Annotated in this window: 21 protein-coding genes, 1 tRNA gene, 1 pseudogene and 1 riboswitch; of the genes and pseudogenes, 2 read left to right on the top strand and 21 right to left on the bottom strand. The window is 55.5% G+C overall.

All coding sequences use genetic code 11. The annotated features are described in order from the left end of the window. Positions 1-199, top strand: a 199-nt coding sequence (locus tag ACYX34_RS12650; protein ID WP_462076929.1) for a hypothetical protein, incomplete at its 5' end; no start/stop codon positions are given. Here the strand turns inward: ACYX34_RS12650 and ACYX34_RS12645 are convergent. The 4 genes from ACYX34_RS12645 to ACYX34_RS12630 are packed head-to-tail and all read right to left on the bottom strand — an operon-like array spanning position 196 to position 4,093. After that, on the bottom strand, positions 196-966 hold the full coding sequence (locus ACYX34_RS12645; protein WP_462076928.1) for a carbon-nitrogen hydrolase family protein: 771 nt from the start codon (positions 964-966) through the stop codon (positions 196-198). The genes ACYX34_RS12650 and ACYX34_RS12645 overlap by 4 nt on opposite strands. A 10-nt stretch (positions 967-976) precedes the next feature. Next, a complete protein-coding gene (locus ACYX34_RS12640; RefSeq protein WP_462076927.1) occupies positions 977-1,870 on the bottom strand; it encodes an ABC transporter ATP-binding protein in 894 nt (297 codons plus the stop codon). Continuing rightward, entirely contained in the window at positions 1,867-3,015 is a 1,149-nt protein-coding gene (locus ACYX34_RS12635; RefSeq protein ID WP_462076926.1) for a FecCD family ABC transporter permease, read from the bottom strand. The genes ACYX34_RS12640 and ACYX34_RS12635 overlap by 4 nt, the downstream gene beginning before the upstream one ends. A gap of 7 nt (positions 3,016-3,022) precedes the next feature. Continuing rightward, a complete protein-coding gene (locus ACYX34_RS12630; protein ID WP_462076925.1) occupies positions 3,023-4,093 on the bottom strand; it encodes an ABC transporter substrate-binding protein in 1,071 nt (356 codons plus the stop codon). Between the two features lie 18 nt (positions 4,094-4,111). After that, positions 4,112-4,329, bottom strand: a riboswitch (cobalamin riboswitch). Between the two features lie 162 nt (positions 4,330-4,491). Here ACYX34_RS12630 and rpmB point away from each other — a divergent pair. Continuing rightward, positions 4,492-4,683 carry a 50S ribosomal protein L28 gene (gene rpmB / locus ACYX34_RS12625; RefSeq protein WP_462076924.1) on the top strand — a complete coding sequence of 64 codons (192 nt, stop codon included), beginning with the start codon at positions 4,492-4,494 and terminating at the stop codon, positions 4,681-4,683. A 25-nt stretch (positions 4,684-4,708) separates the two neighbouring features. Here rpmB and ACYX34_RS12620 read toward each other — a convergent pair whose 3' ends face one another. The 17 genes and pseudogenes from ACYX34_RS12620 to ACYX34_RS12540 all read right to left on the bottom strand — a co-directional run. Next, positions 4,709-5,023, bottom strand: coding sequence for a hypothetical protein (locus tag ACYX34_RS12620; RefSeq protein WP_462076923.1), 315 nt, complete (start codon positions 5,021-5,023; stop codon positions 4,709-4,711). Between the two features lie 244 nt (positions 5,024-5,267). Then, positions 5,268-5,342: transfer RNA gene (locus ACYX34_RS12615), tRNA-Gly, on the bottom strand. A gap of 165 nt (positions 5,343-5,507) precedes the next feature. Continuing rightward, positions 5,508-5,909 (bottom strand): annotated as a pseudogene (locus ACYX34_RS12610) (type II toxin-antitoxin system VapC family toxin); the annotation flags it as partial. Between the two features lie 17 nt (positions 5,910-5,926). Continuing rightward, positions 5,927-6,133, bottom strand: a complete 207-nt coding sequence (locus tag ACYX34_RS12605; RefSeq protein ID WP_462076922.1) for a FitA-like ribbon-helix-helix domain-containing protein — start codon at positions 6,131-6,133, stop codon at positions 5,927-5,929. 495 nt (positions 6,134-6,628) lie between these two features. Then, complete coding sequence (locus ACYX34_RS12600; RefSeq protein ID WP_462076921.1) at positions 6,629-6,853, bottom strand: glycoside hydrolase domain-containing protein; 225 nt, start codon at positions 6,851-6,853, stop codon at positions 6,629-6,631. Positions 6,854-6,965: 112 nt separating this feature from the next. Next, on the bottom strand, positions 6,966-7,511 hold the full coding sequence (locus ACYX34_RS12595; RefSeq protein ID WP_462076920.1) for a hypothetical protein: 546 nt from the start codon (positions 7,509-7,511) through the stop codon (positions 6,966-6,968). Between the two features lie 28 nt (positions 7,512-7,539). Then, positions 7,540-9,237 carry a DUF6519 domain-containing protein gene (locus tag ACYX34_RS12590; protein WP_462076919.1) on the bottom strand — a complete coding sequence of 566 codons (1,698 nt, stop codon included), beginning with the start codon at positions 9,235-9,237 and terminating at the stop codon, positions 7,540-7,542. A 9-nt stretch (positions 9,238-9,246) separates the two neighbouring features. Next, complete coding sequence (locus tag ACYX34_RS12585; protein WP_462076918.1) at positions 9,247-11,370, bottom strand: hypothetical protein; 2,124 nt, start codon at positions 11,368-11,370, stop codon at positions 9,247-9,249. Continuing rightward, the gene (locus tag ACYX34_RS12580) at positions 11,367-14,600 is read right to left on the bottom strand and encodes a putative baseplate assembly protein (RefSeq protein WP_462076917.1); all 3,234 of its coding nucleotides are present in this window, start codon (positions 14,598-14,600) and stop codon (positions 11,367-11,369) included. Before ACYX34_RS12580 ends, ACYX34_RS12585 begins: the two co-directional genes overlap by 4 nt. Continuing rightward, complete coding sequence (locus tag ACYX34_RS12575; protein ID WP_462076916.1) at positions 14,597-17,608, bottom strand: putative baseplate assembly protein; 3,012 nt, start codon at positions 17,606-17,608, stop codon at positions 14,597-14,599. Before ACYX34_RS12575 ends, ACYX34_RS12580 begins: the two co-directional genes overlap by 4 nt. A 15-nt stretch (positions 17,609-17,623) precedes the next feature. After that, complete coding sequence (locus tag ACYX34_RS12570) at positions 17,624-17,986, bottom strand: GPW/gp25 family protein (RefSeq protein WP_462076915.1); 363 nt, start codon at positions 17,984-17,986, stop codon at positions 17,624-17,626. Next, positions 17,986-18,306: a hypothetical protein gene (locus ACYX34_RS12565; protein ID WP_462076914.1), complete on the bottom strand. Its 321-nt coding sequence runs from the start codon at positions 18,304-18,306 to the stop codon at positions 17,986-17,988. Before ACYX34_RS12565 ends, ACYX34_RS12570 begins: the two co-directional genes overlap by 1 nt. Continuing rightward, the gene (locus ACYX34_RS12560) at positions 18,306-18,803 is read right to left on the bottom strand and encodes a phage baseplate assembly protein V (RefSeq protein ID WP_462076913.1); all 498 of its coding nucleotides are present in this window, start codon (positions 18,801-18,803) and stop codon (positions 18,306-18,308) included. Before ACYX34_RS12560 ends, ACYX34_RS12565 begins: the two co-directional genes overlap by 1 nt. Further along, positions 18,800-19,915: a phage late control D family protein gene (locus tag ACYX34_RS12555; RefSeq protein ID WP_462076912.1), complete on the bottom strand. Its 1,116-nt coding sequence runs from the start codon at positions 19,913-19,915 to the stop codon at positions 18,800-18,802. Before ACYX34_RS12555 ends, ACYX34_RS12560 begins: the two co-directional genes overlap by 4 nt. Before the next feature lie 2 nt (positions 19,916-19,917). Beyond that, positions 19,918-20,220, bottom strand: coding sequence for a LysM domain-containing protein (locus tag ACYX34_RS12550; RefSeq protein ID WP_462076911.1), 303 nt, complete (start codon positions 20,218-20,220; stop codon positions 19,918-19,920). A gap of 8 nt (positions 20,221-20,228) precedes the next feature. After that, positions 20,229-20,885, bottom strand: a complete 657-nt coding sequence (locus ACYX34_RS12545) for a hypothetical protein (RefSeq protein WP_462076910.1) — start codon at positions 20,883-20,885, stop codon at positions 20,229-20,231. Between the two features lie 57 nt (positions 20,886-20,942). Then, positions 20,943-22,290: eCIS core domain-containing protein (locus tag ACYX34_RS12540; RefSeq protein ID WP_462076909.1), on the bottom strand; the 1,348-nt coding region annotated here is incomplete at its 5' end.

Genomic DNA, 22,290 nt, shown 5'->3' with positions numbered 1-22,290 from the left:
TGGCAGAGTCACTCCCCGCTTACAGTGGCGGCACCGTGATGGAGTTGCACCATCTTCCCCGGCACTGACGGTCTATCTCGTTCTAAGTTCTTCCCTCCGCAATGTCGGCATCCACATGTATTCGACAGAAAAAGGGGATGCGCCTTTTCCTAGTCCGGCACGGGCACTCCCGCACCACGTCGGCTATGCACTGAGCTAACTCCGAAGGTAGTCTGTCCGAAAATGAGTTGTGCTTGGTAGCATATTGGAGAAGTCCCAGTCAAACGTGAGGACGGCCGATCGGTCCGACGTATGAGACAACAACCGGTCACCGTCCTTCACGACCAAGCTCGTCGCCTTTCGAAAATCGAGTGTCGTCTCTGAACCAGTTCGATTACAGACAATCAACGGGAGTCTTGTTTCATGGCTCCGCTGCTCCCATTCCCCATTCGGACCATGAATGCCTGGGCCCCATGATGCGGGCGACACCAACATTTGTGCGCCTTCGAATTTCAGCACCCGAGCAATATTCGGCGTGTAGGCATCGCTGCAGATCAGCACGCCGACCTTGATCCCGTCGCACTCAATCGGAGCGACACGGTCACCTGAACTCGACCATGCCAGGGAATCACTCACCACATTGATCTTGCGATGGTGGCCTACAATCTCGCCTGTCGGACCGATGACAAATACGGAATTGTAGAACCGCCTGTCCTCCCGTTCCGGGCAACCAAGAAAGACCGTCTGTTTCAGAGTCCTGACCAGCTTGCAGACCTGTTGCATCCACGGGTCGGGTTGCGATTGTATCCACGCAGTGCCGGCATGCTGCACAAACTGCAATCCGCAGACCGAAAGCTCCGGTGTCACGATCCATTCTGTCCCGATCGAAGCCGCGTGCTTGATGGCTTCGACGAGCAAGTACCGGTTTTGCACGATTGCACCGGGGCGGATTTCGAGATGGAGCAGGGCGATTTTTCCTCGCGTCATGTCAACCGTTTCACATAGTCTTCCGACCAGGCAATGTCACTCGTGGCATCCGTGAAGTCGGATGCCGATCCACAAGTACCTTGCACCGATAGACCTCCTCCAGCACCGCAGGCTCTATGACCTCTTCAGGGGTTCCCAGCCGGACCACCTGTCCATCAGCGAGCAAGAGAAGCCGATCGCAATATTGGCTGACGAGATTCAAGTCATGTGAAATCAGAATCACCGTCATGCCACGCTCGTCTTTCAATCGGCATAACACCGATCCGATCTCAACCTGATGTTGCAAATCGAGAAACGCGGTGGGCTCATCAAGCAACAGAACGTGTGGTGTCTGAGCCAAGGCCCGCGCAATCATCGTCCGCTGCCGCTCACCGCCAGAAAGCTCCGTTACCGCCCGATGGGCCAAGTGCATCATATCCATCGTAGTCATGGCCTCTTCTGCAATGGCCACATCCTCAGCACTCTCCCACCCAAATCCACTTCCCCATCGATCTCGAGGACGATGGGGAAATCGTCCCATCAACACGGTTTCTGCCACGGTAAAGGGAAACAGCTGCTGGGTATCCTGTGGCACCACTCCGACGACGCAAGCCATCTCGCCTTGCCCCACTTCTGTCAGATCTTGCCCGAACAGTTTGATGCCGCCTTGCTGCGGACTGGCAAGCCTTGCCAATAGTTTCAATAAAGACGTCTTTCCCGATCCATTGGGCCCCACGATACCCAAGACTTCCCCTTCAGTAACCCGAAAGGACACACCATCAAGAATCCATTTCCTGCTTGTGGATGCGTTTGACTGATACCGGAACCGAAGCGACTGCACATCATAGGCATCGCATGGCTTATCGAGGCCGGTCGTACCACTACCCTCCATTCCACCGGATCGCCTATCGTTCACCACATTCATGCCAAACGGTCCTTACGCCAGAGCAGGAGATAGACGAAGAATGGCCCTCCGGCCAAAGCGGTAATGATGCCGACCGGAATTTCTGTTGGGGCGATCAACGTCCGAGCCATCGTATCCGCACCCATGAGAAAGGTGCCGCCGACCAGCGCCGACGCAGGAAGGAGCAATCGATGATCGGCGCCGATGGCCAAACGCACGGCGTGGGGCACTACCATCCCGATAAACCCAATCATGCCACTCATGGATACTACGGCACCGGTCACCAAGGCTGTCAGCACAAAGATGGAGCGCTTTGCTTGTTCCATATCAACACCAAGCGAACGAGCCGTGTCTTCCCCTACTGCCAGAATATTCAAGACACACATCTGTCTGAACAGTAGAAGGAGACCAATCGAAAGATAGACCCCTACCCCAATGAGTCCGCTATAGGTAGGTGACGTGAGTGTTCCCATCAACCAGGCCATCATGCCATACGAGCGGTTGGGGTCCAGGACCGAGGTAACGAACATGATCAAGGCAGAAAAGATGGCGTTGAGGATCACTCCCGTCAACAGCAAGCTGTGAATCGGCAACCGTTCTGAGCTGGTTGCCATTCGATAGACGATCACCAATGCGACGATCCCACCGGCAAAGCCACAGGCCGGCAATGCCGCTTCCGCTAAAACGGTCGTCCCTGCGCCACACAACACCCCCACGGCTGTGCCAAGCGCTGCTCCGCTGGAGACCCCAAGTACATAGGGATCGGCCAAGGGGTTGCGCAGCAGTGCCTGTAAGACGACGCCTACTGCGGCCAAAGAGCATCCCACCAGAAACCCCAGCAACACCCTCGGGAGTCTGATCTGGAGTAGAATCGTGCGAGTGATATCTGTTGCGTTGCGGTCCGTTCCAGGCTCATCACGTAGAATCGCGTCGACCAACACCCGGAGAATCTCTCCATACGCAATGGGTTGTGTTCCGAAGTGAAGACACATCAAGCTTACGACCGCCGACGTCAGCGTCAACAGCCCGAGTATCAGAATCAAACGTGACCGGGTAAGGAAAGCCCCTTGAAGAATACTGCCACGAGCAGAAGCCGCACCGCCTGATCCGTCAGACAACCGATCGGCACAGGAACGTGGAGGCCCTGTGGCGCTCGGCTGTTTCACAAGATCCTCATGGATGAAGCGCAGGGGTATTGGGGCTGAACAGTTCCGGATGGATCGCCCGGACAAGCTGCTCCACGCCCTCAACGACGCGAGGGCCCGGACGATTCAGGAGACTTGACGAGACTTCATGAAATCTCTGTTGTTTGACGGCCGAGAGCGAGTCCCACCGCCGCCACTGCTGTTGCTCACTTCGCGGCACCGTTTCCACCTCGCCGCTCGGGAAAATCAGCACTTCCGGATCTTCCTTCAAGACTGTCTCCATACTCAGCCGTGGATAGGCCACACCGGCCTGAGCGGCGACGTTGACTCCTCCTGCAAGACCGATCATCTGATGGAGAAAACTTCCCGGCCCGACGCTGATCAACGGCTGGCTATTCAAGACATACAAGACTCGTTTCGCAGGGAGGGTCTCCACTTTGAGCTTAAGCTCGGCCATACGCTGACGCATGTGCTGCGTCACGTCGTTCGCGGCCGAGGTTTTCTCGAACATCGTGCCCAGCGTATGCAGTTGGAGCGGGATGTCCTCGACTGTCTTCGCATCAAGCACAAACACCGGAATTTTGAGCTGTTCGAGTTTCGCCTGTAGATCGGGACGGAGAAAGTCTTTGGGTGCGAGCACCAGGTCCGGTCGCAAGGCAATAATCGTTTCCACATTGGGATTTGCATACCCGACCTTGGCTTTGGACTTGGCACCAGCCGGGTAATCGCAAAACTCCGTGACCCCGACGATCTGGTCCTCCAAGCCAAGCGAAAACAGCATCTCGGTGATGCTCGGCGCCAATGACACCACGCGAGCCGGCGGCTTGGCCAGATACATGCGTCGCCCGACATCATCGACAAAGGCTCTGGATGAAACATGGGCCATAAACGGCATGCCGGTGAGAATGCCCTGTTGCCGTCGTTTCATCACACCAACATCTCCTTCATCATATTGAGCAGACTGCGAGACACCCACAAGCAGCCCGATCAGAAACCAGGCCGTCAGAATCAGATACGGTAGTCGCCATCGCGTCAATAAAAAATCCCCAAGGCCTGCACAGACCTTGAGGATTACACCCGCTTCTTCATCCTCACGCATTCCCCAGCCTCGAGGGAACGACGGTCATATCTTCGAGCAGGTCTTCTGGCTCATGGTTCTCCCTACTCCCCGTCCCTTCCCATCTCTTGGACGCTATCGGCTCACAGCCCTCAGCTCAACGCTACAGGCTGACAGCTCCATGGCGACAGTGGCATCGACGGGTTTCGTCCCCATTCACAGCGGCGGGACCGCGAGGGCTTCGACCCTCTTCCCTCACTCGAAGGCTCGTACATTGAGCACAATAGGAGAGGGCTGAAGAAGTTGTCAAGATCCATACGAATGAACCGCTCACCTCCCGATGCATCATGAGAAGAATCAGATGCTTGTGAGCGTTCGTCCAGCTATGGTACTATCCCTCCGTTAAACTGAATTTCACTTCAGCGAGAAGGAGTACGATCGTGGCATTTATGTGTGAAGTGTGCCAAAAGAAGCCGGTCTCCGGGAATAATGTCAGCCATGCGAATAATAAGACCCGGCGCGTGTTCAACCCCAACATTCAAACCGTACGAGCTGTGGTCGGCAAGAGCCACAAGCGGATCCGTGTCTGCACCCGCTGCCTGCGTTCAGGATTGGTCAAGAAAGCCGTCTAGTTCGTTCCACGCTGTTCATGCACCATTAGGGTGCGCCCCAGAGAATCCGGCCTCCTCGCTCAGCCAACTTGATGACCAATGGATCGTCAGGCGACAGAGTGAGGGTCCGGTTTCCATCTTTGCTCCTCAGCACAAGGCCCACCTCTCCGTTCACGTCCAAGCCAAGGCCGGCTCGTGCCTTACCCTTGGCATCCAGTAACAGAAACTCCTCCGCATTCACCCCATTGGGATTCTGGGCATGAACCGATGGTAGCGAGAACAATTGATGGCTCAGTCCACCCCCAACCATTCCACCAATAAATGTGACAGCGCACAGCACGAGCATCTGTTTATGAGTCATCGCTGCTCCTTCTTGAAATCACCATGAGGGAACAAGATGGCGAGAAGGGAGATTCACGTACAGGAAGAGAGTTTGGAGCGGGCGATGGGATTTGAACCACACTCCGTCGCCGGATCAGCCCTGAAACCTACCTCTCGGCTCCTGCAGAGGGAGCCAGCCCCCTCGCACACTCCCCACGAAAGGGGAGCACCCCTTTCGGAATCCCCTGCCGTGGGTTCAAATCATCTCGACTGTAACGTGGATTTGGAGCGGGCGATGGGATTTGAACCCACGACAACTTGCTTGGGAAGCAAGGACTCTACCACTGAGCTACGCCCGCTCAGTAGAGATCTTATACAGGAACACCGGCTGACTGTCCAGCTGCAGGTGGGGGCCAGATGGACAGCCTATGGTGAGAGTTGGTCGAGGAATTCATATGCATGTCCAGGTCACGAAACAAAACGGACGGGAAGGACCGAAGTATTAAGACCTGCATAGGTCCAATCTACCCACTGAATCGTTCCAACTGGCGTACCCGTTTTCTGAATTCCGTACCTGCGACTGCCTTGATGAGGCGGGTGTCATCCGTGATCATAGTGATCGATTCCATCTCTGCCAATGCAAGGTACAAGCAATCGTAGACGCGGTGATTCAATCTGGTGGCTAATGCGTATGCGCGGGCTATTAATATGTCGGATTCTACAAGCCGATCAAAATACAGAGGGATGGCGCGCATCATCGCTTCTCCCTGTTCGGGCGTTATTTCTCTACGTTTTACCTTTTTCCATGCCGTATTGCTCGCCTCGACCAGAACAAGCTCCGGTGCCAGAAGGGTTTCGCCTCTCGCAAGGACGGTACGGGCTGCCAACGCCCCCCGTTCCTCGACAAACCATTTCACTGCGACGCTGGCATCAACAACCCACTTTACCGGTCTCGATCCTCCCGTATCAGGGCAGTTGAATCCGTCTGCCGACGTTTGGGCGTCAACCCACGAATACGATCAGCCAACGCAAGTGTTTCCTGTACGTTAGGGAGTGCGGCAGTGGAGAGAATAGCCCACAGTTCCTGCTCCAGAGATTGTCCGTGGACTTCAGCCCTAGCTTTCAACGCCGCAATGAATGATACGATCATCCAGGTTACGGACAATAACTTATCCCATATTCACCTCAATTGTGATGGCAGTAATGCTATCACAATAGCCGTGCCCAGCAAATATCAACGCAACCAATAGGGAATCAATACGCCTGGCACAGAGGAACACTACCGCCACTCAAAAGCGGAACGCATACAGAAACTGCTCGAGACACTCACAACAGGTTGACTCTTTCGAATTTCTGAACCGAGCATAGCAAGGCACATCGATTCAGATCCTCGATGTTGATGAAACGGAAGGACATATCGGATTCTTATAAGCCCACCTCTCACCTACTCTCATTGAGAGTAGCCCTCACTTTCCCACATGCTTCAGGTTGTCAAGTGACGGCAAGCTAGCACTCGACATGAAGGCCCAATCAGTACGTCCAAACGCTAAAGACGCGCAGGATGAAAGGGGTGTCGACAGCCTGCCCGTCTACCTATCAACCTCCCGGGCTTTTCTGACAATCACACAAAGACTCCCGACCCCTTTTATTCAACAGAGAAGTCCTCGACCCTGTCTTGCCGTTGCTGAAACACGACGGCAATGTTCATCCCGCGCGCGCAGATGGCCTCCGCCTCAGCGAGCGTCAAGCACTTTTCTGGAAGCCTCTGGGAATTGCTGAAGTTGTAATACCGAATAATGGTCTTCACATTCTCTGCTGCGAGACAGGAAAGACTCGCGGTCGTATTCCATGGCGTATCGATGATGGTCATGGCAGGGCCCCTTCTAACAATAAGTCGATCGGATTTCCTGACACAATCCACATGATGGCACTATCCCTTAGCGCACCACGCGAAACCTCGCCACCTAAAGACAAATTTCACATTATGCTGCTGCTCTCACTAGCCTGTCGAAAGGATCATGTATTCCAAGTTTTGTAAAGACACGATAGAAGCTATGGTTCCCGCCGGCGAGAAGAAGCCCATCAACACTATTCATTAGAATCTGATGCGCGTCGCTATACTTCGTGACCCATTCGGGCTTTTTAATTTCCTGTGGTAGCACCTCTAAAATATTTTGAAACATATGAAAATCAAGGCCCCAGGCCACCAATAGTCCCAAGCCAATCGCCACAGGCGTCTTCCAGGTTTTACCTTGGAGCCACGTAAAAACTTGTTCGGCCTTGAACACAAGAGTCAGTACTATCTCTAAGAACATGGACAGCACGAGATACTTCATCAAATGAGGACCTAGTTTATCCGCGCAGTCAATGGTTGTGCCGCACTTCGGCTGCTTCTGAAGGTCTTGAGGCTCTCCCTTTGTGGAACCAGAAGACGATTGGGCATACCCTGTCTCAGAGTTAACAAAGAACTGGAAGGTTCCTAGGCTAAGAAGAAGAATGAGCAGAAAGACACGAGCGAGTAATGACATAAAGTTCTCCTCTTGCCAGAACTGGCTTTTAAGCGTGATTGGTATCAGATTGGATCTCCGTACTTTCTTGAGATTGTTTCGTTGAGCCTATAAACGGCGACAGACACCACAGCATAAGGTTGTACAGACCGGAAAAGAACAGTCCTAGAATTCCCCCGATGCCGATGTACGTAAACAATCCCTTGACGCCCTCTGCTGGCGGCAAGTGGTTTTCCCCCACAAACCACAGTAATCCCAGGATGGCTCCGCAAATCGTGAAGGCGATAAGGTCAAGACTCAATACGAACGGATTCTTCAACGGACGTCCTACCGGCTGCCCAAGGGGACTCACGACGCACCGACAGTCGCGCTCGACAGACACACATCCTTCCTTGTCAGCGATCACATACGCGAGAGGAGCATAGCGATGATCGATGCCACGTGGCTCCCGCTCCTCATACATAACGTGCCCACTCGCGTCATTTGTTTTAGGCCATTCAATATCGCGCGTCGCGGCTCTGGCTGGGATCAACCAGTAATCTCCGCTTCGATACATGGCGGGGTGGCCATTGCTCTGACTGCGAAATGTAATCTTGAGATTATCTTCGAGTTCGACCTCTACCTCCTCACGTACAACAATCGCGCCACTAGCAATCAGCCCATTGCGGTCGCCATGGTCCCATCGTCGTAACACCGCACGACACAACTGCAGTGACGCCTCGTTCTGTGCCAGTGGATGCGTGCTCTTGAGTGTCACAATCGTTTCCATCCCCCCCAAATCAATTTTCTCGATTTGATACAATGGTCCAGGGGTCCCCCTGAGGACGTTAGATTCATCGACGATCTCGACCCAATCATCGATATTCAATCCGCCTCGGCTATCGCTCCCGAAATACTTCAAGGTCACAAGCAATTCTTTATTATTGTGTTTAGAACACATGGCAGATTGAATGGGAAACGTCACGGAGCCATTTTCTCGTGACCACTTGAAGGTAGCACTCCCAGATGCCGCAGTGGCTCCCTGATGAATCTCGACACGATAGAGTTGATTCTCGCCACCTTGGTACTGTGGAGTCGTCTCAGTGCTATGCCCCCCCACCGAGGCACGCAGTGTAACGCACCCCTTCTTCTGTAATTGTTCCTCCAGAAGCTGTTGGGCGTACTCGACGAACGCTTTTCGCTTCTCTTGGACTCTCTGAGGGTTCCGAGGCCAGAGTGCTTCTCCCTTCTCGAGGCGCTGTAATTCCTTCAGCCGCGACTCAACTTCTCCGGTCACGTGGTCATCCAGCAGAAGCGTTTTCACTTGCCACACAATCTGTCCACGAGACGACGTGTCGGCTCCTCCGAGCGCCACTTCCCGGATGCCGTCGTCTTCGGCCGCCGTCACATGCCGTTCCCACACATCGAGATAGACCAAATACTTGCCATCCGTGAGTTGCTCAGCCGCTGGGTAGTGAGGCTGCTTGTCGTACGGTTGGTCTGTGGCGTTGGTGCACCCGATACCCTGGACGTAGTAACGCCCCTTCTTAATGTGAAAGCCTGTTTCGCCTTCCTTAATCTGGAAACTCGTCGCTGTCATGCCGCCATGCGGACCGATCACATCGGCCGTCAGCGAGCGGATGGACTCCAAGAAGATCGAGACTTGTTCATTCCAATCCGCATCAAGCTGAACACGCCCTTGCTGCATGAGAACGCGCGAGAACCGTTTTTCGTGGTCATACGTCAGACGAGAAAAATCACCTTTCATGCTTCACTCCTAACTGGCGAGGATGACTCCAGCTTCCATCCCCGCCGGTATGTATTCGTTAAGCCGTCCTTCCAAGTTCGCAAGCCGCTGAGGGTGATGCAGATCATGAAACACCCCCAGTTCGCCTTCATCCTCTGCCCCCCGAACAATTTCCGAGCGACACGATGCAGAAAGTTGACAGTACGAGGCCATGCCATGTTGTCGGCTGGTGAAAGACGGGCGCATGCGGTTCCGTACGGCTCGTCGTGCAACAGCCACGTCCTCAGGAGTAGCCGTCGGCTGCTTCGTTCGAAGCTGGCGTTCCGCTTCCTGCTCGGCAAGGTCAGGCTGGCACTGATGACGGCTCGGTGTGCGTGATTCTGCAGGCACATAGCAGAATCGCAATGCTCCCCGTTGACGCCGATCGACATGGATGGCACCGGTAAAGATGACATCGGCGGCTGCATCGATCGCATGGGCTCGCACCTGTCCGAGTATCGTGCTGCGCTCAATACATAACACCGCATGAGCCGCCTCATGATTCGGCGCACCCACAGCCGTTGCCTCATCACCTCCGGCGTCGATGATGCTGTTGATCACACGAATGTGGATCGGCTCAGTTCTGACCTCATGCTGCGACACCAACACCGGACCAACGATAGAGGACTCAATTACAGCCTTCTTCCCGAGACGAGTCAGCGTGAGGCTCGGCGACGCGTCTTGTCCCTTGCCGGGCACAAGCGTGCAATGCCGGAGTAGGACCTCGGCCTGTGTCGTGTCCTGTCCACCTTGCACGAGAAGAGTGCCGTCAATCAGGAGCCCGTCGAGCATCAGTCGACTCCCAGAATCGACCGTGACCTTGAACGCCCCTCGAATGACAGGGCGGGCCCTATTCGCAGCGCGTAGGTGCAGAGATTGATTCGGCCCGAGACTCAAAGAAACGACTCCGACGTCAAACTTCCCACTCGACTCAATCTCGATCACGGCGCGAGTTGGTTGATCCGTTTTCCATTGTTGCAACGTAGCGATCAAGTTTTGGCCTACGCTGACCTGATAGGGACGAGGATTCAGCGCTGTCGTCCGCACCTTCCCGACTACGTGAATCATCGGTCGATCATACTCACCGCCCCCCACATCCGCGCTGAATCCATAGTGATAGGCAACATGTACCGTTTGAGGGGGATGCGCGAACACAATCCGTCCGCGTTCCGGATCCACGACAACCGCCGGCCGAGACTTTCTGAACGAATAGTTCCAGTCACTCAGGTCGGCCGAGACCAGATCCTTCAAGTCGACCGGGGTTTTGGCCCCGTCGATCCAGATACAGAAGCTCTTGCCTGCTCCGTAGTAATCAGCCAACCGATCACTCAGCGCACGCCGACGAATCGGAACCGGCAAGTTCATTTCATCGGCAATATGAGTTGGTTCCGGTTCTTCAATCGGCAAGGTATACAACGGGACATCGTGGCCGAATGCATCGAACCGATATCGCCCCTTAGCCGTATCGACAGCAGCAGCCTCTGTCCGTCCAACAGGATAGGCCCTCACACGCCAGACAAAGAGGCCCACATGCGTCGGATTGTATCGACCTGGCGAACAGCGAGAAGCGAGACGGCGAACATCGACCGTGTGAGGCAGGACATCAAAGGGGGTATTCAGGAGATCAAGTTCGTCTCCACGACGGAGATCGATCATGTTGTTCCGAGACATCACGCGATGTTTCACTCCTTGAGTCCCGGCAACCAGGCGATAGAACTCCACCGCTCGCGCAGGCCATCCTGCAATATCACCGGCAAGAAACTCTAGGAGTGCGAGCGATCCCTTCCGGCGACGAAACCGCAGCGTGTTGGCAACTTCACGTCGCGAGGCGAACACGGCCTCTTGTGTCGTTGGACGTTCATCGTCGACCACGCCACGCTCACGTATTTCTGGAGCAGGCCGGTAGCCCACCAAGTCACCGAGATAAGGCACAACCCAGTCATCACAAGTCTCGATAAACCAGTTCTCATAGAGACGTTCAATGTCGTGCTCGACAATGCCGATCTGCTCGGCGATCACGCTCAACAGCGCCTTTAACGGTTCGCCCGCCTCCTCATCACGCTGGCGGTGCACGACCGGTAAGAGTGCATAAACCTGATCGACGGTTTTACTCATACTGGCCTCGGGGTTAATTCAATCGCACTCGGGACGGCAAAAGGGATGTAGCCCAACTGGGCAGGACGAACGGCTCCCGCGACGATGCGTGCAGGACTGACGCTGATCGCGTCCTTCGGTTGGTCCTGAGGCGTCTTTTTCATGTCCTCGATTTTTTTGCGGGCCAGCCGATCTAGCTCAGGGATCGGCAAGAGACGCCGCTGCGCTCCCGCTTCTTGTATCTGGGGAACATAATCAAACACATCGACATCGACAGAGTGCACACCACGGACGTTCTGGATGGTTGAGATCACCTCGCTGAGATAGGCATCTTGCCCCAAGGCGCGCTTCGCGAAACTGAATTGTGCGAGCAAGGTTGTCCGGACCTGCTGCTCGACATCGGCCCATTGGTAGTCCGGATGCACCGCCACCCTGGCCGACAAGACAAGGACGAGCAATTCGCGTGAGGCAAGAGAAAATTGGTGACGGGGATCTCCATACTTTCGCAAGGCCTCGGTTAAATGGTTGTAGAGGTCGGAACCCTGATCAATCGGACCGTCTTCGATCCCGGCAATCGTGAGATGAATGAATTGTTGCCGCCCGTGTCGTAACAACTCGGCCCGAGCCGTGCCGATTCCCGCAAAACTGCGGGCAAAGTCTTCGTAGTCTTGGACCGAGACCACACGATCAAATGCCATCACCCCGAGAAACGCATTGGCCCGGACGAGGTCGGTCCCTTCTGGATCGGCGCCTCCGGACGCCCGTAGGGGGTTGTCCACTGCTTTCACACCCAACGGGCGTGTCATGAGGAGTCGAACCCGTTCAGCCTCGACATTCCCAACGGTACCGATTCCTGATCGGTACTCGGCCTTCACATTCTCGATCCCGGTCGGGAGACGTGTCCCATTCTGGCCGTCGCCGAAAATAATAGTCGTCTCCTGTTCCTCGTCCGTTTGCACCACAAAAGCACGATCGCTAGACCCGAGATCCGTCAGACGCATGGCCTCCTTCCAGCGAACGCCATTGACGTAGACGCTCAAGGAGCTGGCGATACCAGCAGGCGTAGAGGCCGCCGTATAAGTCAGGGGGTTCTGAGCTAATGGGAAATGTTGCAGCGCTTTGCCGGCGTCACCACTTCCGAGGACTTCCCTGCGACTCTCACCGTGAGTGGCATGCACGACGTTGCCGTAGATTTCTACTGTCTCCCGTTTATACTGGAACTTCAAGCTACTCTTGAGCACAACCGTCGTATGAGTTGCATTCCCCGGAGCGGGAACGAGAGTCCTTTTCTTCTCATCCGCCTTGTCGGACGCGGCGGGAGAAGCAGGTTGTTGTGATGCAGGAGATGTTGTTGTCTTATCGGTCTTAGGCAACATCGCCCATCCATCCTCCACAGCACTCACCTGTACCAATTCACTTCGTCTCGTCCCTTGTATCGTGATCTCGCCCTTCGCCTCTTTCTCTTGTTCTGACGGAAGTGTGATCCGCTCAAGGGGTTGTGTGACATCGACTTCTTCCCCCGTGACGATCAACCAGCGACCGGGCTTCAGTCCCTCCACATAGCCGTCGAGCTCAATGTGTGTAGAAGCTTCTCCCCCAATCGAATCAACAAACGGTTCGCCGGCTAGAGACAGTTCTTCACTTTGCGCATAGACAACCGTTTGACGAATAATGCCGAACCCCTCTTTGTCCTGGAACCAAGGTTGTTCTTCACCACCTGCAGGAGACAGGACCAACTTGCTGGTTTTACCCGTGATTCCGTACAACGCGCGTGACATACCCGTATCGACCGTGCTGACCCTCATCGGCACAACGATCCCTTGTGGACTATATTCAAGGATGACCCAACTGTTCGACGTAATCTTGTCGTAACTCGCATCGAGGTAAACCGTGTTCGGTGTCTTGTCCGCTGTATCAACCTGCCATTCGTAAAACGTCATCACTTTAGTTTTGTCGTTCAGCGCTGTCGGTTCCTTTGGCGCGTTATGACCAAACAGTGACGCCTTCACCCGAAACGCGTACACCGTCACCGGATGGGTCTCTTCCAAACGTGTATGAGGGAGGCGTTCGGACACTCCCCCGTCTTTCGACAGAGGGTTTGCTGTGAGCGCAGCATAGACGAGTTCGGAAACCGGACCGTCGGCAGGCTGCCTGTCGAGCACAAAGGACTGGGCGGACTCTTCATCCTTTGTCCCATCCCCACGGTCCTTCTTGAGTGTCTTGCTCAGCGTCGTACTGAGGTCCAGCATCCATTCTCTGGTTTCCCCTGTGCGAATTTGTTTCGCACGATGTTCAAGCGTCGTGACCTTCTTTGAGAGATCTGCAAGACGTTCTTGAGGAGGCATACGTGCCGTGATCGTTTGTTTCAGCGAATCAAGGATCTCGCGTTTGATCTTCTCTGCCTTGGTCGGCTGCTGAGCTCCTTCCGAAGTAAGGCTCTGAATGGAAGACTCTAAGGCTTGTTCCACTTCTTCCTGCAGGGGTTTCGGCTGCAAAGTCACCATCGTTCGCTTATTCGCGAGATCTGGGTCATGGACGACGGCAATTCGGCGATAGAACGGTCTTGCTGAGTCCTGAAAGTCAAACAACACCACGTCATTGGGCTTAAGACCCGGTGCAGTACCCTCGAAATACACCGTCTTCAGCATATCGACATTGTCCGGAGTGATCCTCTGCGGACGAGTCAGACGGGGCTGCAACTTGTTCCAACTGGCTCGTGCGTCAAGTTCTTCCGATGTTTCAAACGTTTGAGGCAACTCACCGGGACCGGGAATGGTTTGGACACGCGCGCCGGCAGGAATGGTGACGGAAGGCTCCTTCGTTGCTGAAGTAGTTCGCCCTTGATCGGGCAAGGAGGGCGCGGCGCTCTCCACCGTATAGGCCAGATGAACACTCGCTGCCACACCGGGACGTGGCACGTACCCGACCAATCGAGCCAACTCGACGAGAGAACGATGTTCGGTCGCGGTTCGAAGATACCCTTCGTTGGCAATCCGCTCCTGATAGAAGGTCAACACATCGGCAACAGTGGCCCACGCGTCGAGCAGCGCCACAGCCGGATCATCGCCGGTATCCGAAGTCAGTCGTCCGAGAATAGGAAATCCCCGACGCGAAAGCTCGGCCTTCATACTTCTGAGAAACGCCGAGTGTGTCCCGACTCGATAGCGGAGGCGGTCCAATCCCGAGCGGTTACTCACAGAGAGAGGAGTCCTGCTCTCGGCAGCCTCCCAAGAATCGTGAGACTTCGTCATCGTCCCCCCTCTAAGGTCATCGCCAGCGTTCCGAACTCCGGAGAGTTAGGATCATTATCGAGTCGCGCAATCTCGAACGGACCAACCGGGAGCACCCCTTCGCGAATTCCCTTGTCCGACGACAGACCCACACGCTGAAATTGAGTGACTTCGATATTCCGAACACCGGGAACAGCTTGTGCTACGGCGACAAGACGGCTGAGATAGATGCTCTCTCCGAACGTGAGCAGATCGGGATGGAAGAATCCTTTTCGTCCATGAGGAAGCACCCCGTTCCCGAGCACAGCACGGAGTTCTTCACGCACATGGTCCCGAAGTTGATGCGGATGGAGCGTGACAGTCAGTGCAATCTCCAGCGGCACATAGCGTGCAGGAAGGACAACGACCTCATGCCCGATGCGTCGATAGGCGTGCAGACTTCTGGTCAGTTCATCGCGCAGCCCATCCTCAAGCACGAGTCCGTGCAACGGGTCGATGAACACGCGCACTTCATACCACCCTTGTGCCCAGCGGAGTTCAGCAGCCGCGCGCTGCACCTTCGGGTTCCGTTCCGCGAGACGAGCATAGTCCTCCGCTGCCACCGCTCGCTCAAGATGAGAGCGGAGGCTTGCCGGGGCCTTGAGTTTGGCCGTGGCGATCGATTCAGGGTCGGAGCCTCCCTGCGCCCGAAAAGGATTTCGTACACGGAGCACACTCGATCCAGAAACCGTGGCGGAACGATACACGAGATGTGAAATGGCTTCCGCCACTACGTTGCCTCTCGTGCCGTTTCCAATGCGGTACGTCGCCTTCATCGCCACACCAGGCTCGACGCGGCGTCCGAGATCACCGTTACCGAAACGTACATGTGCGACCTCTCGATCATCGACTTCCACCACGACATGCCGATCTTCTCGACGGCTGTTCAGGAGGTCGCGCCGGGGCCTCCACTCCTTTCCATCTTGGTCCTTTTCCTCATGCTCCTCTTTAATCGTGAGAGACGGCAGCGCCGCGCTGATATCCTTTCGTATTGCCCCCCGTGTCGATCCGTTGACATCCTGTGGTATTGCATGCTGTGCCGATCCATAGAGAAGAGGATTGTTCGGCTTCAGCCATTCACTGTACTGTGGATCAAAAAGAGCTCCCACCTCTTGGGCATCACGTTCCGTCAGACAGTATCCAGAGTAGGCACGCTCGCGCAGTGCAAACAGACGTTGCATTTTATGGGCGAACACAGATCTTCCTGAGGACACACTCTGGCGAGATGAGGAAGGCAGCAGGAGCCGACCTTCCCGAAGCAGAAGCTTCTTCAACGTCTTGGTCGCATGTGTTGTGGCCTCTGGGCCAGAACTGATATTCAAATCGGCGAGGAGTTCTTCGTCGAAAATTGCCGTCAGAGTCGCCATTTCACCCACTGACAGACCCGCCACATTTCGTTCATCGGCCTCCTGTTTACGTTGCTGCACAGCTCGCCAAATCTCCACGACTCGAAGCCGGAAATCACGGATGATCTGGTCGATGACTCTTGCTTGATGCCGGGCGATCGTGCCGGTGTCAGGAAACGGGACAGCCTGCGTGACCGGCCCATGCGTCAAGACTGGGTGAAACGGCGCAGCCTGGACCGCTGTGTCAGCGGGCTGCCCTTCCCCTTCACAGGCGGTCGGTTCATCCTGTGCCGGAACGATCCACGCCTCCTGCTCAGTGACCGTACGCCCATGGTCCACAAGCACGACATTACCTCTGGCAACCGTCACGTCGTTGATCAGTTCACAGCATGGTGCGTCGCCGATCGCCGAGATCACCAAGGGAAAACGAAGGGCATCCTCACGGTCCCATTCAATATGGACCACCGGCTGGGCATGCAGCTCATCACAACCAGGCGTCACCTTTGCCAGCCGAACTGCGTGCCGATGCTGAGGATCTGCATCAGCCATGTGGCCTGTCCGAGGGCCTTTGACTTCTTCCAAAATCAGGACATCGCCAGCACGCAATTGCTTCAGCGCGCGTTCACCACCCTTGTCTTCATCCCGAAGCGTGGCAGACGTCGCTCCGGCAGGCAACGAACAGACTCGATGGTCCCACGTATAAAAGTTGATGCAGTTGTGTGCGGCATACAAGTGTATTGGCCGATCCTCGATCGGTTCAAACACTTCGTATTGATTCGATGGTACCTCATCCATGTCTCGTCCGGACATGACGACGTTCCGGCCGGTCATGGTCTGATTCGTATCGGAAACAAAATAGACCTCACCTGGCCAAAGCGGCATATCGTCGGCGGTTTCAATGCAGACCCACGCGCGGGCGTTGCATCCGTCATGCAAGGCATAGTCGATCAAGCGCAGATGCCGCCGGACGGAGATCCGCTGCCTGGCCGTGTGGAGATAGGCTTCGGTCGCGACGGCATCTTGATAGTAGCTGAGTTGGTCGCCGATATAGGCCAACACTTCAACCAGCATCAGTCCCAAGTCGGGAGCATGCCGTTCCTGCCACGCCGGTGCGATGGTTGCAAGGCGGTCGAAAATCAGTTGGCGAAAACTCGCGTAGTCCTTGGCGAGGTAGTTGATCTCCGGTTCTTCGCGCAGAGCCCTGGCCTCTTGGATCGAAGCACAAACCGGACTGGTCGGTGCCGCACCGCGAAAGACAAAGTCAACCTTGGCGTACAGAGGATCAAATCCAGGAAGCGGCTCCGTTCCAGGCCGGTTGTACTCATCCCCTTTCACGACATGCAGCGTATAGGTTGAGAAATCACCCCACTGATTGACCGTGATCTCGAGAACGTCATCCTCATCCTTGCGCGAACCTCGAACCGGCTTCACATGCGTCGCAACGAGACCTTTCACCCGCACGCCGCCATCAATCCGCACGTTTTCTTTGTTCACCACCCCCTGAAACTTACCTAGCAGGTAGACACGGAGGAGCGGCTGCTTCTTGTCGCCGACCACAATCTCCTCAACCTCGATATAGTCAAGACCATTGAGGCCCGGCTTTTGGCGCACCGCTTCCCGCCGGCGGTCGTCTCGACAGATCACTCCAGACTCCACGCGCTACACCTTTCGGATAAAATGGGCCGTCCGACGCTCATTCGTCCGGCGCACCACGTAATGAATCATAATAATGAGTCGGCCTTCCTGGTCGTTGCTCGTCACGTCCAACCGTTCAACCGCGATGAGATCTCCGAGCCAGCGTTGTAAGCCGGCTTGAACGGTAAACTGCAGCGCAGCAGCGAGCTCGGAATTGTTCGGTGCAAAGACCATCTGCAACAGGCCGCTGCCGAAATCAGGGCGGTTGACGCGTTCACCGGGATTGGTGAACAGAAACTCTTCGATCATGTCGCGGATATGATCCGCTTCACCCGTTGTAGCCGTACGCCTCATCCGGTCGAAATGAAAGGGATAGTCGATATTCATTAATTCCCCCTGACACGCATCTGTGTCACGACGATAGTGACACCAGTCCCATTCGGTGCACAGACCGCCTGACTATCTTGCAGCAACACCGGAATTCCCCCTGCCTTCACACGTAATGCCGCCGTCACCCACTGGGCTGTGACACAGGGGACCGGTGAACCGCTGACATTAAATGGACATCCAGCAATCGTATGCGGTGCAGTCTGAGTCACCACCATCTGCCCACTGACCTTCACCCGCGGATTGGGTGCCGTCGCTTGGGCCTGTCCCCCATGCAAACAGAGCACCGTCGCCCCCATGTGCAGGAGATACCCTGGCATTACATCACCTCCAGTGCGCCGCCATTCAGGGACACCTGCGGACCAGTAAGTTTGATGCTGGCATTCTGGCCATTAGTGATCTCAAGCCCCATTGCATTCATCACGATTTTCATTCCCGCCGTTGTCTCGATCGTGATGCCCCCTGCACCGGTCACATCATTCAGCGTGATGGTTCCCACATCGGTTTTCAGCACCTTCATCTCAGCTACCGCTGGCGTTGCCGGCAGCTCACCCTGCGCCCAAAAACATCCGGTCCACACCGGATACTCCGGATCGCCATGCTCGAACTCGATCCAGACCGAAGCATCCGTCGGCGGAATGAGAAAGAGCCCCACGTTCTTCCCGGCATAGGGCAACGCCGGAAGGGCCCACCCGCTTTCATGTTCACCGAACACATCCTGCACCTTCGCGCGGATCCGTCCCATCATCAGCGGATCGCGGTTGTCCGACACTACCCCACGAAATTTTCCGTAAAACGGCGCGCCCTGGCTGCTCATGGCACCACCACCGGCGCCAAGGCACCGCGGCCTTCACGCCTGAGCGAAAAGCTCTGCTTGTATTCACCGCGCTTGATCCGATGCGTCACTTCCTGCACGTAATACATGCCGTCGTAGCTTTGCCCCACACCACGAACCCCAACCAATCGACGTGAACGTAAGGCTCGCCCATAGCGCACGGCGTCCACTTCCCCTGTCGCCGTCACCGCATCCGACGACTGACTTGCCGAGGACAGGCCCCGCAACGCGGCCTGAATCGGATTGAGATTGGAGGTATTCCTGGGTAACGTCTTCCGCAACGAGCTGGCTGGTTGCCGAGCCAAGGGTGGATGCAGGCCGCTGGGCAAGGGAATCGAGATGGACCGCTTGGTGAAGGGTTCGAGAATCGTGACTTGTGGCTCAGCCGGACCCAGCGCATCGAAGCTGAACGACATCGGTTGATCCACATTCGTATCGGCTCCCATATTCATGGTGAGTGCCGGTTGCGGCAATCCCAATCGGTTGTCGAGGCCCCAATAGGCGTCATTGATGCCAGGGCTTAGGGTCGGCTCGATGTAAAACACGAAGCCGTTTCGCTGAGCGAGTTCGCGGATGAAATCGAGATCGCTCCCCTGCTGCGAGGGAATCCGGTCGACCTGAATCGGCACATCCGTCGTCGGCGTCACGCGAGGCAGCAGCCCCAACGTCGGATAGTTGCCGATCAACTTGTTGACGATGACCCAATCGGCCTGGTTGGGAAAGATTTCGCTCTTCTCCTCCAGACTGAGTTTCAAGCTGATATCCTTCCCAAACACGGTCAACGTGGACTCTCCAGGCCGATTGCTGGGAGCGATCTGATGATTGGTGATGATGCCGTCGATCAATATTTGAGGGAACACCCCGATGAAGACTTGAATAATGACCCGGCTCGGCGGATCAAGCAGCCCGCTGAGCAAGAGTCCATAATCGAGGATCGTCTCCTTCCCCAGACTGAACGACAGCTTGAACCCGTCGAAATCTTGATCACGATTCGTGACTTCCACATCAATCAGCGCCTCCATCACCGGATAGGGCGCGGGGATGGCAATCGTGGGGCCGATCAATAATTGGAGACGGACGCCCAGGCTTGGCATAGCTAGATCGCTCCCGATTGGGGAAACGTAATCCGCAATCGACGGCCAACCGTCCTCGTCAATTCGTCAGACCGCATGGCGTTATTCGCATCGCACAGGCGCCAGAATTGCTCGGGATCGCCGAGATACCGCGCCGTGATATTGTCGAGCCGCTCCCCTTGTGTCACGACATGTTCAGCCACAATCGGCGTATTGGGGCTGACGGCCGGCACAAATCGGCGGCGCAGGTAGGCGATCTCCTTCCCTTCTGCCGGTTCGTACTTCGCGTTTTCGATACCGTGGTACCGACTGGTCGGAGGAAACATCGTGCACCTCACCCAAGCTTGATGGATGTCGCAAGATTCTGCGTACTCACGGCTACATTACTGGTCGCCATCACTTCCTTCGCGATCTGATGCACCATGAAGAGCGAGTACCCGGGGTTCGTCAGCTTCAAGTCGGTGTAGCTCAACACCGTCAGCGTCAAATCGACCTTCGCTCGAATTGGATTGAGCATCGGATCGTAGGCCTCTTCCGTGATACTGAAGCCAGTGACCCGCACCGGCAGCACGCGCGTTGCGCCCCACACAAATAAGGTCAACGGAGCCTCCGGTGGAATGATTTCAATGTTGCCGGCTTGGGCCAGCGTTGAGTTGGCGATGACCGTTACGCTCTTCGGATACAGCAACATCTCCAGCGCCGACAGGGTCGGAGAGATCCCGGAGATCAGGGTCAGGGGATTGGCCTGCTCGAGTTGGTCGGTGGCATCTACTTCAATATTGAGTGTGATCGTCTCCTTAGGCGGACCCGTCAGCCGAAACGCTTCCGATCGGTCGCTGGTGTCACCACCACCCGTTGACCGTGCCTCCAGTCGGCGCGTCATGGTGTCCGGGTTGTATTGAAACACCACCACGCTGGCGAGCGGGTTCATCGCATCCACACCGACAATCGCGCCTTTGACTAATCGAGGAGAACCGGGGAAGGAACTCATAACTTTAGTCCTAATTGAATCAGAGCAGCACTCTATCCAAGACAGCAAAAACCGAACTCATGGTGCGACGGGCACCCTAGCTGCCCGCTCAGCGATAAGTTGGTCAATCGTAAGCCGTCGCCCATCGCTTGTTCGCACAAATACCTCGCCACCGCGCCTTTCCTGTCCAGCACGGAGAAAAATATGAAACACTCGGTAGCCTTCTTGGCTCCTGAACGCGAACACATTTGTGCCATTGGGTCTAGTCTCTTCGAAATTGAATCGGATGGTCGGATCACCAATGACATTTCGGAGAAGCTCAGCTTCCACATCGAGACCAGCTCGATGTGCTCGATCAAACTCAGCCTGGCTGAAGTTCGTGCCAATCCGTCGATCGTAGTTGGGCACCCTAAAACGCTCTGCCAGTAGATGGAGAAGGTTCAGCTGAAAGCTGATATCGTCAGATGAGAGTAAGTCGTCAAGGTCTAAGTAACCAGAGTCGAAGTTATCAATCAAAAGAGGCACGAATCTCCCACCATCCTGAACACGACCCGCACTTGTAATGAGCCGCAGGGGAACCACTTCTCCTCGATCTATGAAACCACGCAGATGGCGGTCAAAGGTCGTGAGCGCTGTCTCATCAACTACATCGTAGACAATCCGTCTCCCATCGAGCCGATACTGGATGCCTGTAGAAATCGCATTGAGTCGGTCGACCAATTCCTGACGTCGATCGAAGGCAGAGGCTTCTCCTCTGCCTGGTGGTCTCACTTCAACTGTGCGCTGGATAGTCGGTGCGCCTGTTGCCTGCTGCACCACATGCGTCAACTCATGAGCAATTAACCGCTGTCCCTCGTTTGTCCCTGGAGCGAACCGCCCTGCACCAAACACAATGTTATGTCCGACGGCGTACGCACTAGCGTTTACGTCACGAGCTGATTGTGCAGCGGCTGCACCGGAATGCACCCGCACCTGGGAGAAGTCATATCCAAAACGCTGCCCCATATCTTGCTGTAGAGCCGGTTTCAGCAACTGGCCTGTTGAGTTCAAAACTTCATGCACACTCGGCGGCACATCCCCTACCCCAATTGCACCAGCGGTTGCTCGTCGTTGCACCAAGGGCTGAGTCCTGCCTCCGTTCTGTTGCCTAGTCACATCCGCAGGCGACATCCGCATGACTTGCTCAGCTACACGATCGGCTTCTTGCTCAAACACATCGCCTGGCTCACTGATCGCCAGCTTGGTTTGCAGCAGTTTCCCGCCGACACCCAGTTTCTTCTTCTGACATTCCGCACACTGCCCTCCACCCATGGTGTGTGTCCCGCAGACACATTTGCGTTGCAAAACACCGCGTGAGACTGGCGTGAAGGGCATGAAACTATTGCGCCTTGTCTGGTTGTGCGTTTTCTCACTCAACATTTCTATT

The sequence above is a fragment of the Nitrospira sp. CMX1 genome (genome assembly GCF_054902215.1).
Note: the sequence above shows the minus strand (reverse complement) of the source record. Positions and strands in the feature narration are given on the sequence as shown.

Coding starts and splice junctions, on each gene's coding strand:
- ACYX34_RS12645 (WP_462076928.1), bottom strand. CDS start 966: ATGACGCGAGGAAAAATCGCCCTGCTCCATCTCGAAATCCGCCCCGGT.
- ACYX34_RS12640 (WP_462076927.1), bottom strand. CDS start 1,870: ATGAATGTGGTGAACGATAGGCGATCCGGTGGAATGGAGGGTAGTGGT.
- ACYX34_RS12630 (WP_462076925.1), bottom strand. CDS start 4,093: ATGCGTGAGGATGAAGAAGCGGGTGTAATCCTCAAGGTCTGTGCAGGC.
- ACYX34_RS12620 (WP_462076923.1), bottom strand. CDS start 5,023: ATGACTCATAAACAGATGCTCGTGCTGTGCGCTGTCACATTTATTGGT.
- ACYX34_RS12605 (WP_462076922.1), bottom strand. CDS start 6,133: ATGATCGTATCATTCATTGCGGCGTTGAAAGCTAGGGCTGAAGTCCAC.
- ACYX34_RS12600 (WP_462076921.1), bottom strand. CDS start 6,853: ATGACCATCATCGATACGCCATGGAATACGACCGCGAGTCTTTCCTGT.
- ACYX34_RS12595 (WP_462076920.1), bottom strand. CDS start 7,511: ATGTCATTACTCGCTCGTGTCTTTCTGCTCATTCTTCTTCTTAGCCTA.
- ACYX34_RS12590 (WP_462076919.1), bottom strand. CDS start 9,237: ATGAAAGGTGATTTTTCTCGTCTGACGTATGACCACGAAAAACGGTTC.
- ACYX34_RS12585 (WP_462076918.1), bottom strand. CDS start 11,370: ATGAGTAAAACCGTCGATCAGGTTTATGCACTCTTACCGGTCGTGCAC.
- ACYX34_RS12580 (WP_462076917.1), bottom strand. CDS start 14,600: ATGACGAAGTCTCACGATTCTTGGGAGGCTGCCGAGAGCAGGACTCCT.
- ACYX34_RS12570 (WP_462076915.1), bottom strand. CDS start 17,986: ATGAATATCGACTATCCCTTTCATTTCGACCGGATGAGGCGTACGGCT.
- ACYX34_RS12565 (WP_462076914.1), bottom strand. CDS start 18,306: ATGCCAGGGTATCTCCTGCACATGGGGGCGACGGTGCTCTGTTTGCAT.
- ACYX34_RS12560 (WP_462076913.1), bottom strand. CDS start 18,803: ATGAGCAGCCAGGGCGCGCCGTTTTACGGAAAATTTCGTGGGGTAGTG.
- ACYX34_RS12555 (WP_462076912.1), bottom strand. CDS start 19,915: ATGCCAAGCCTGGGCGTCCGTCTCCAATTATTGATCGGCCCCACGATT.
- ACYX34_RS12550 (WP_462076911.1), bottom strand. CDS start 20,220: ATGTTTCCTCCGACCAGTCGGTACCACGGTATCGAAAACGCGAAGTAC.
- ACYX34_RS12545 (WP_462076910.1), bottom strand. CDS start 20,885: ATGAGTTCCTTCCCCGGTTCTCCTCGATTAGTCAAAGGCGCGATTGTC.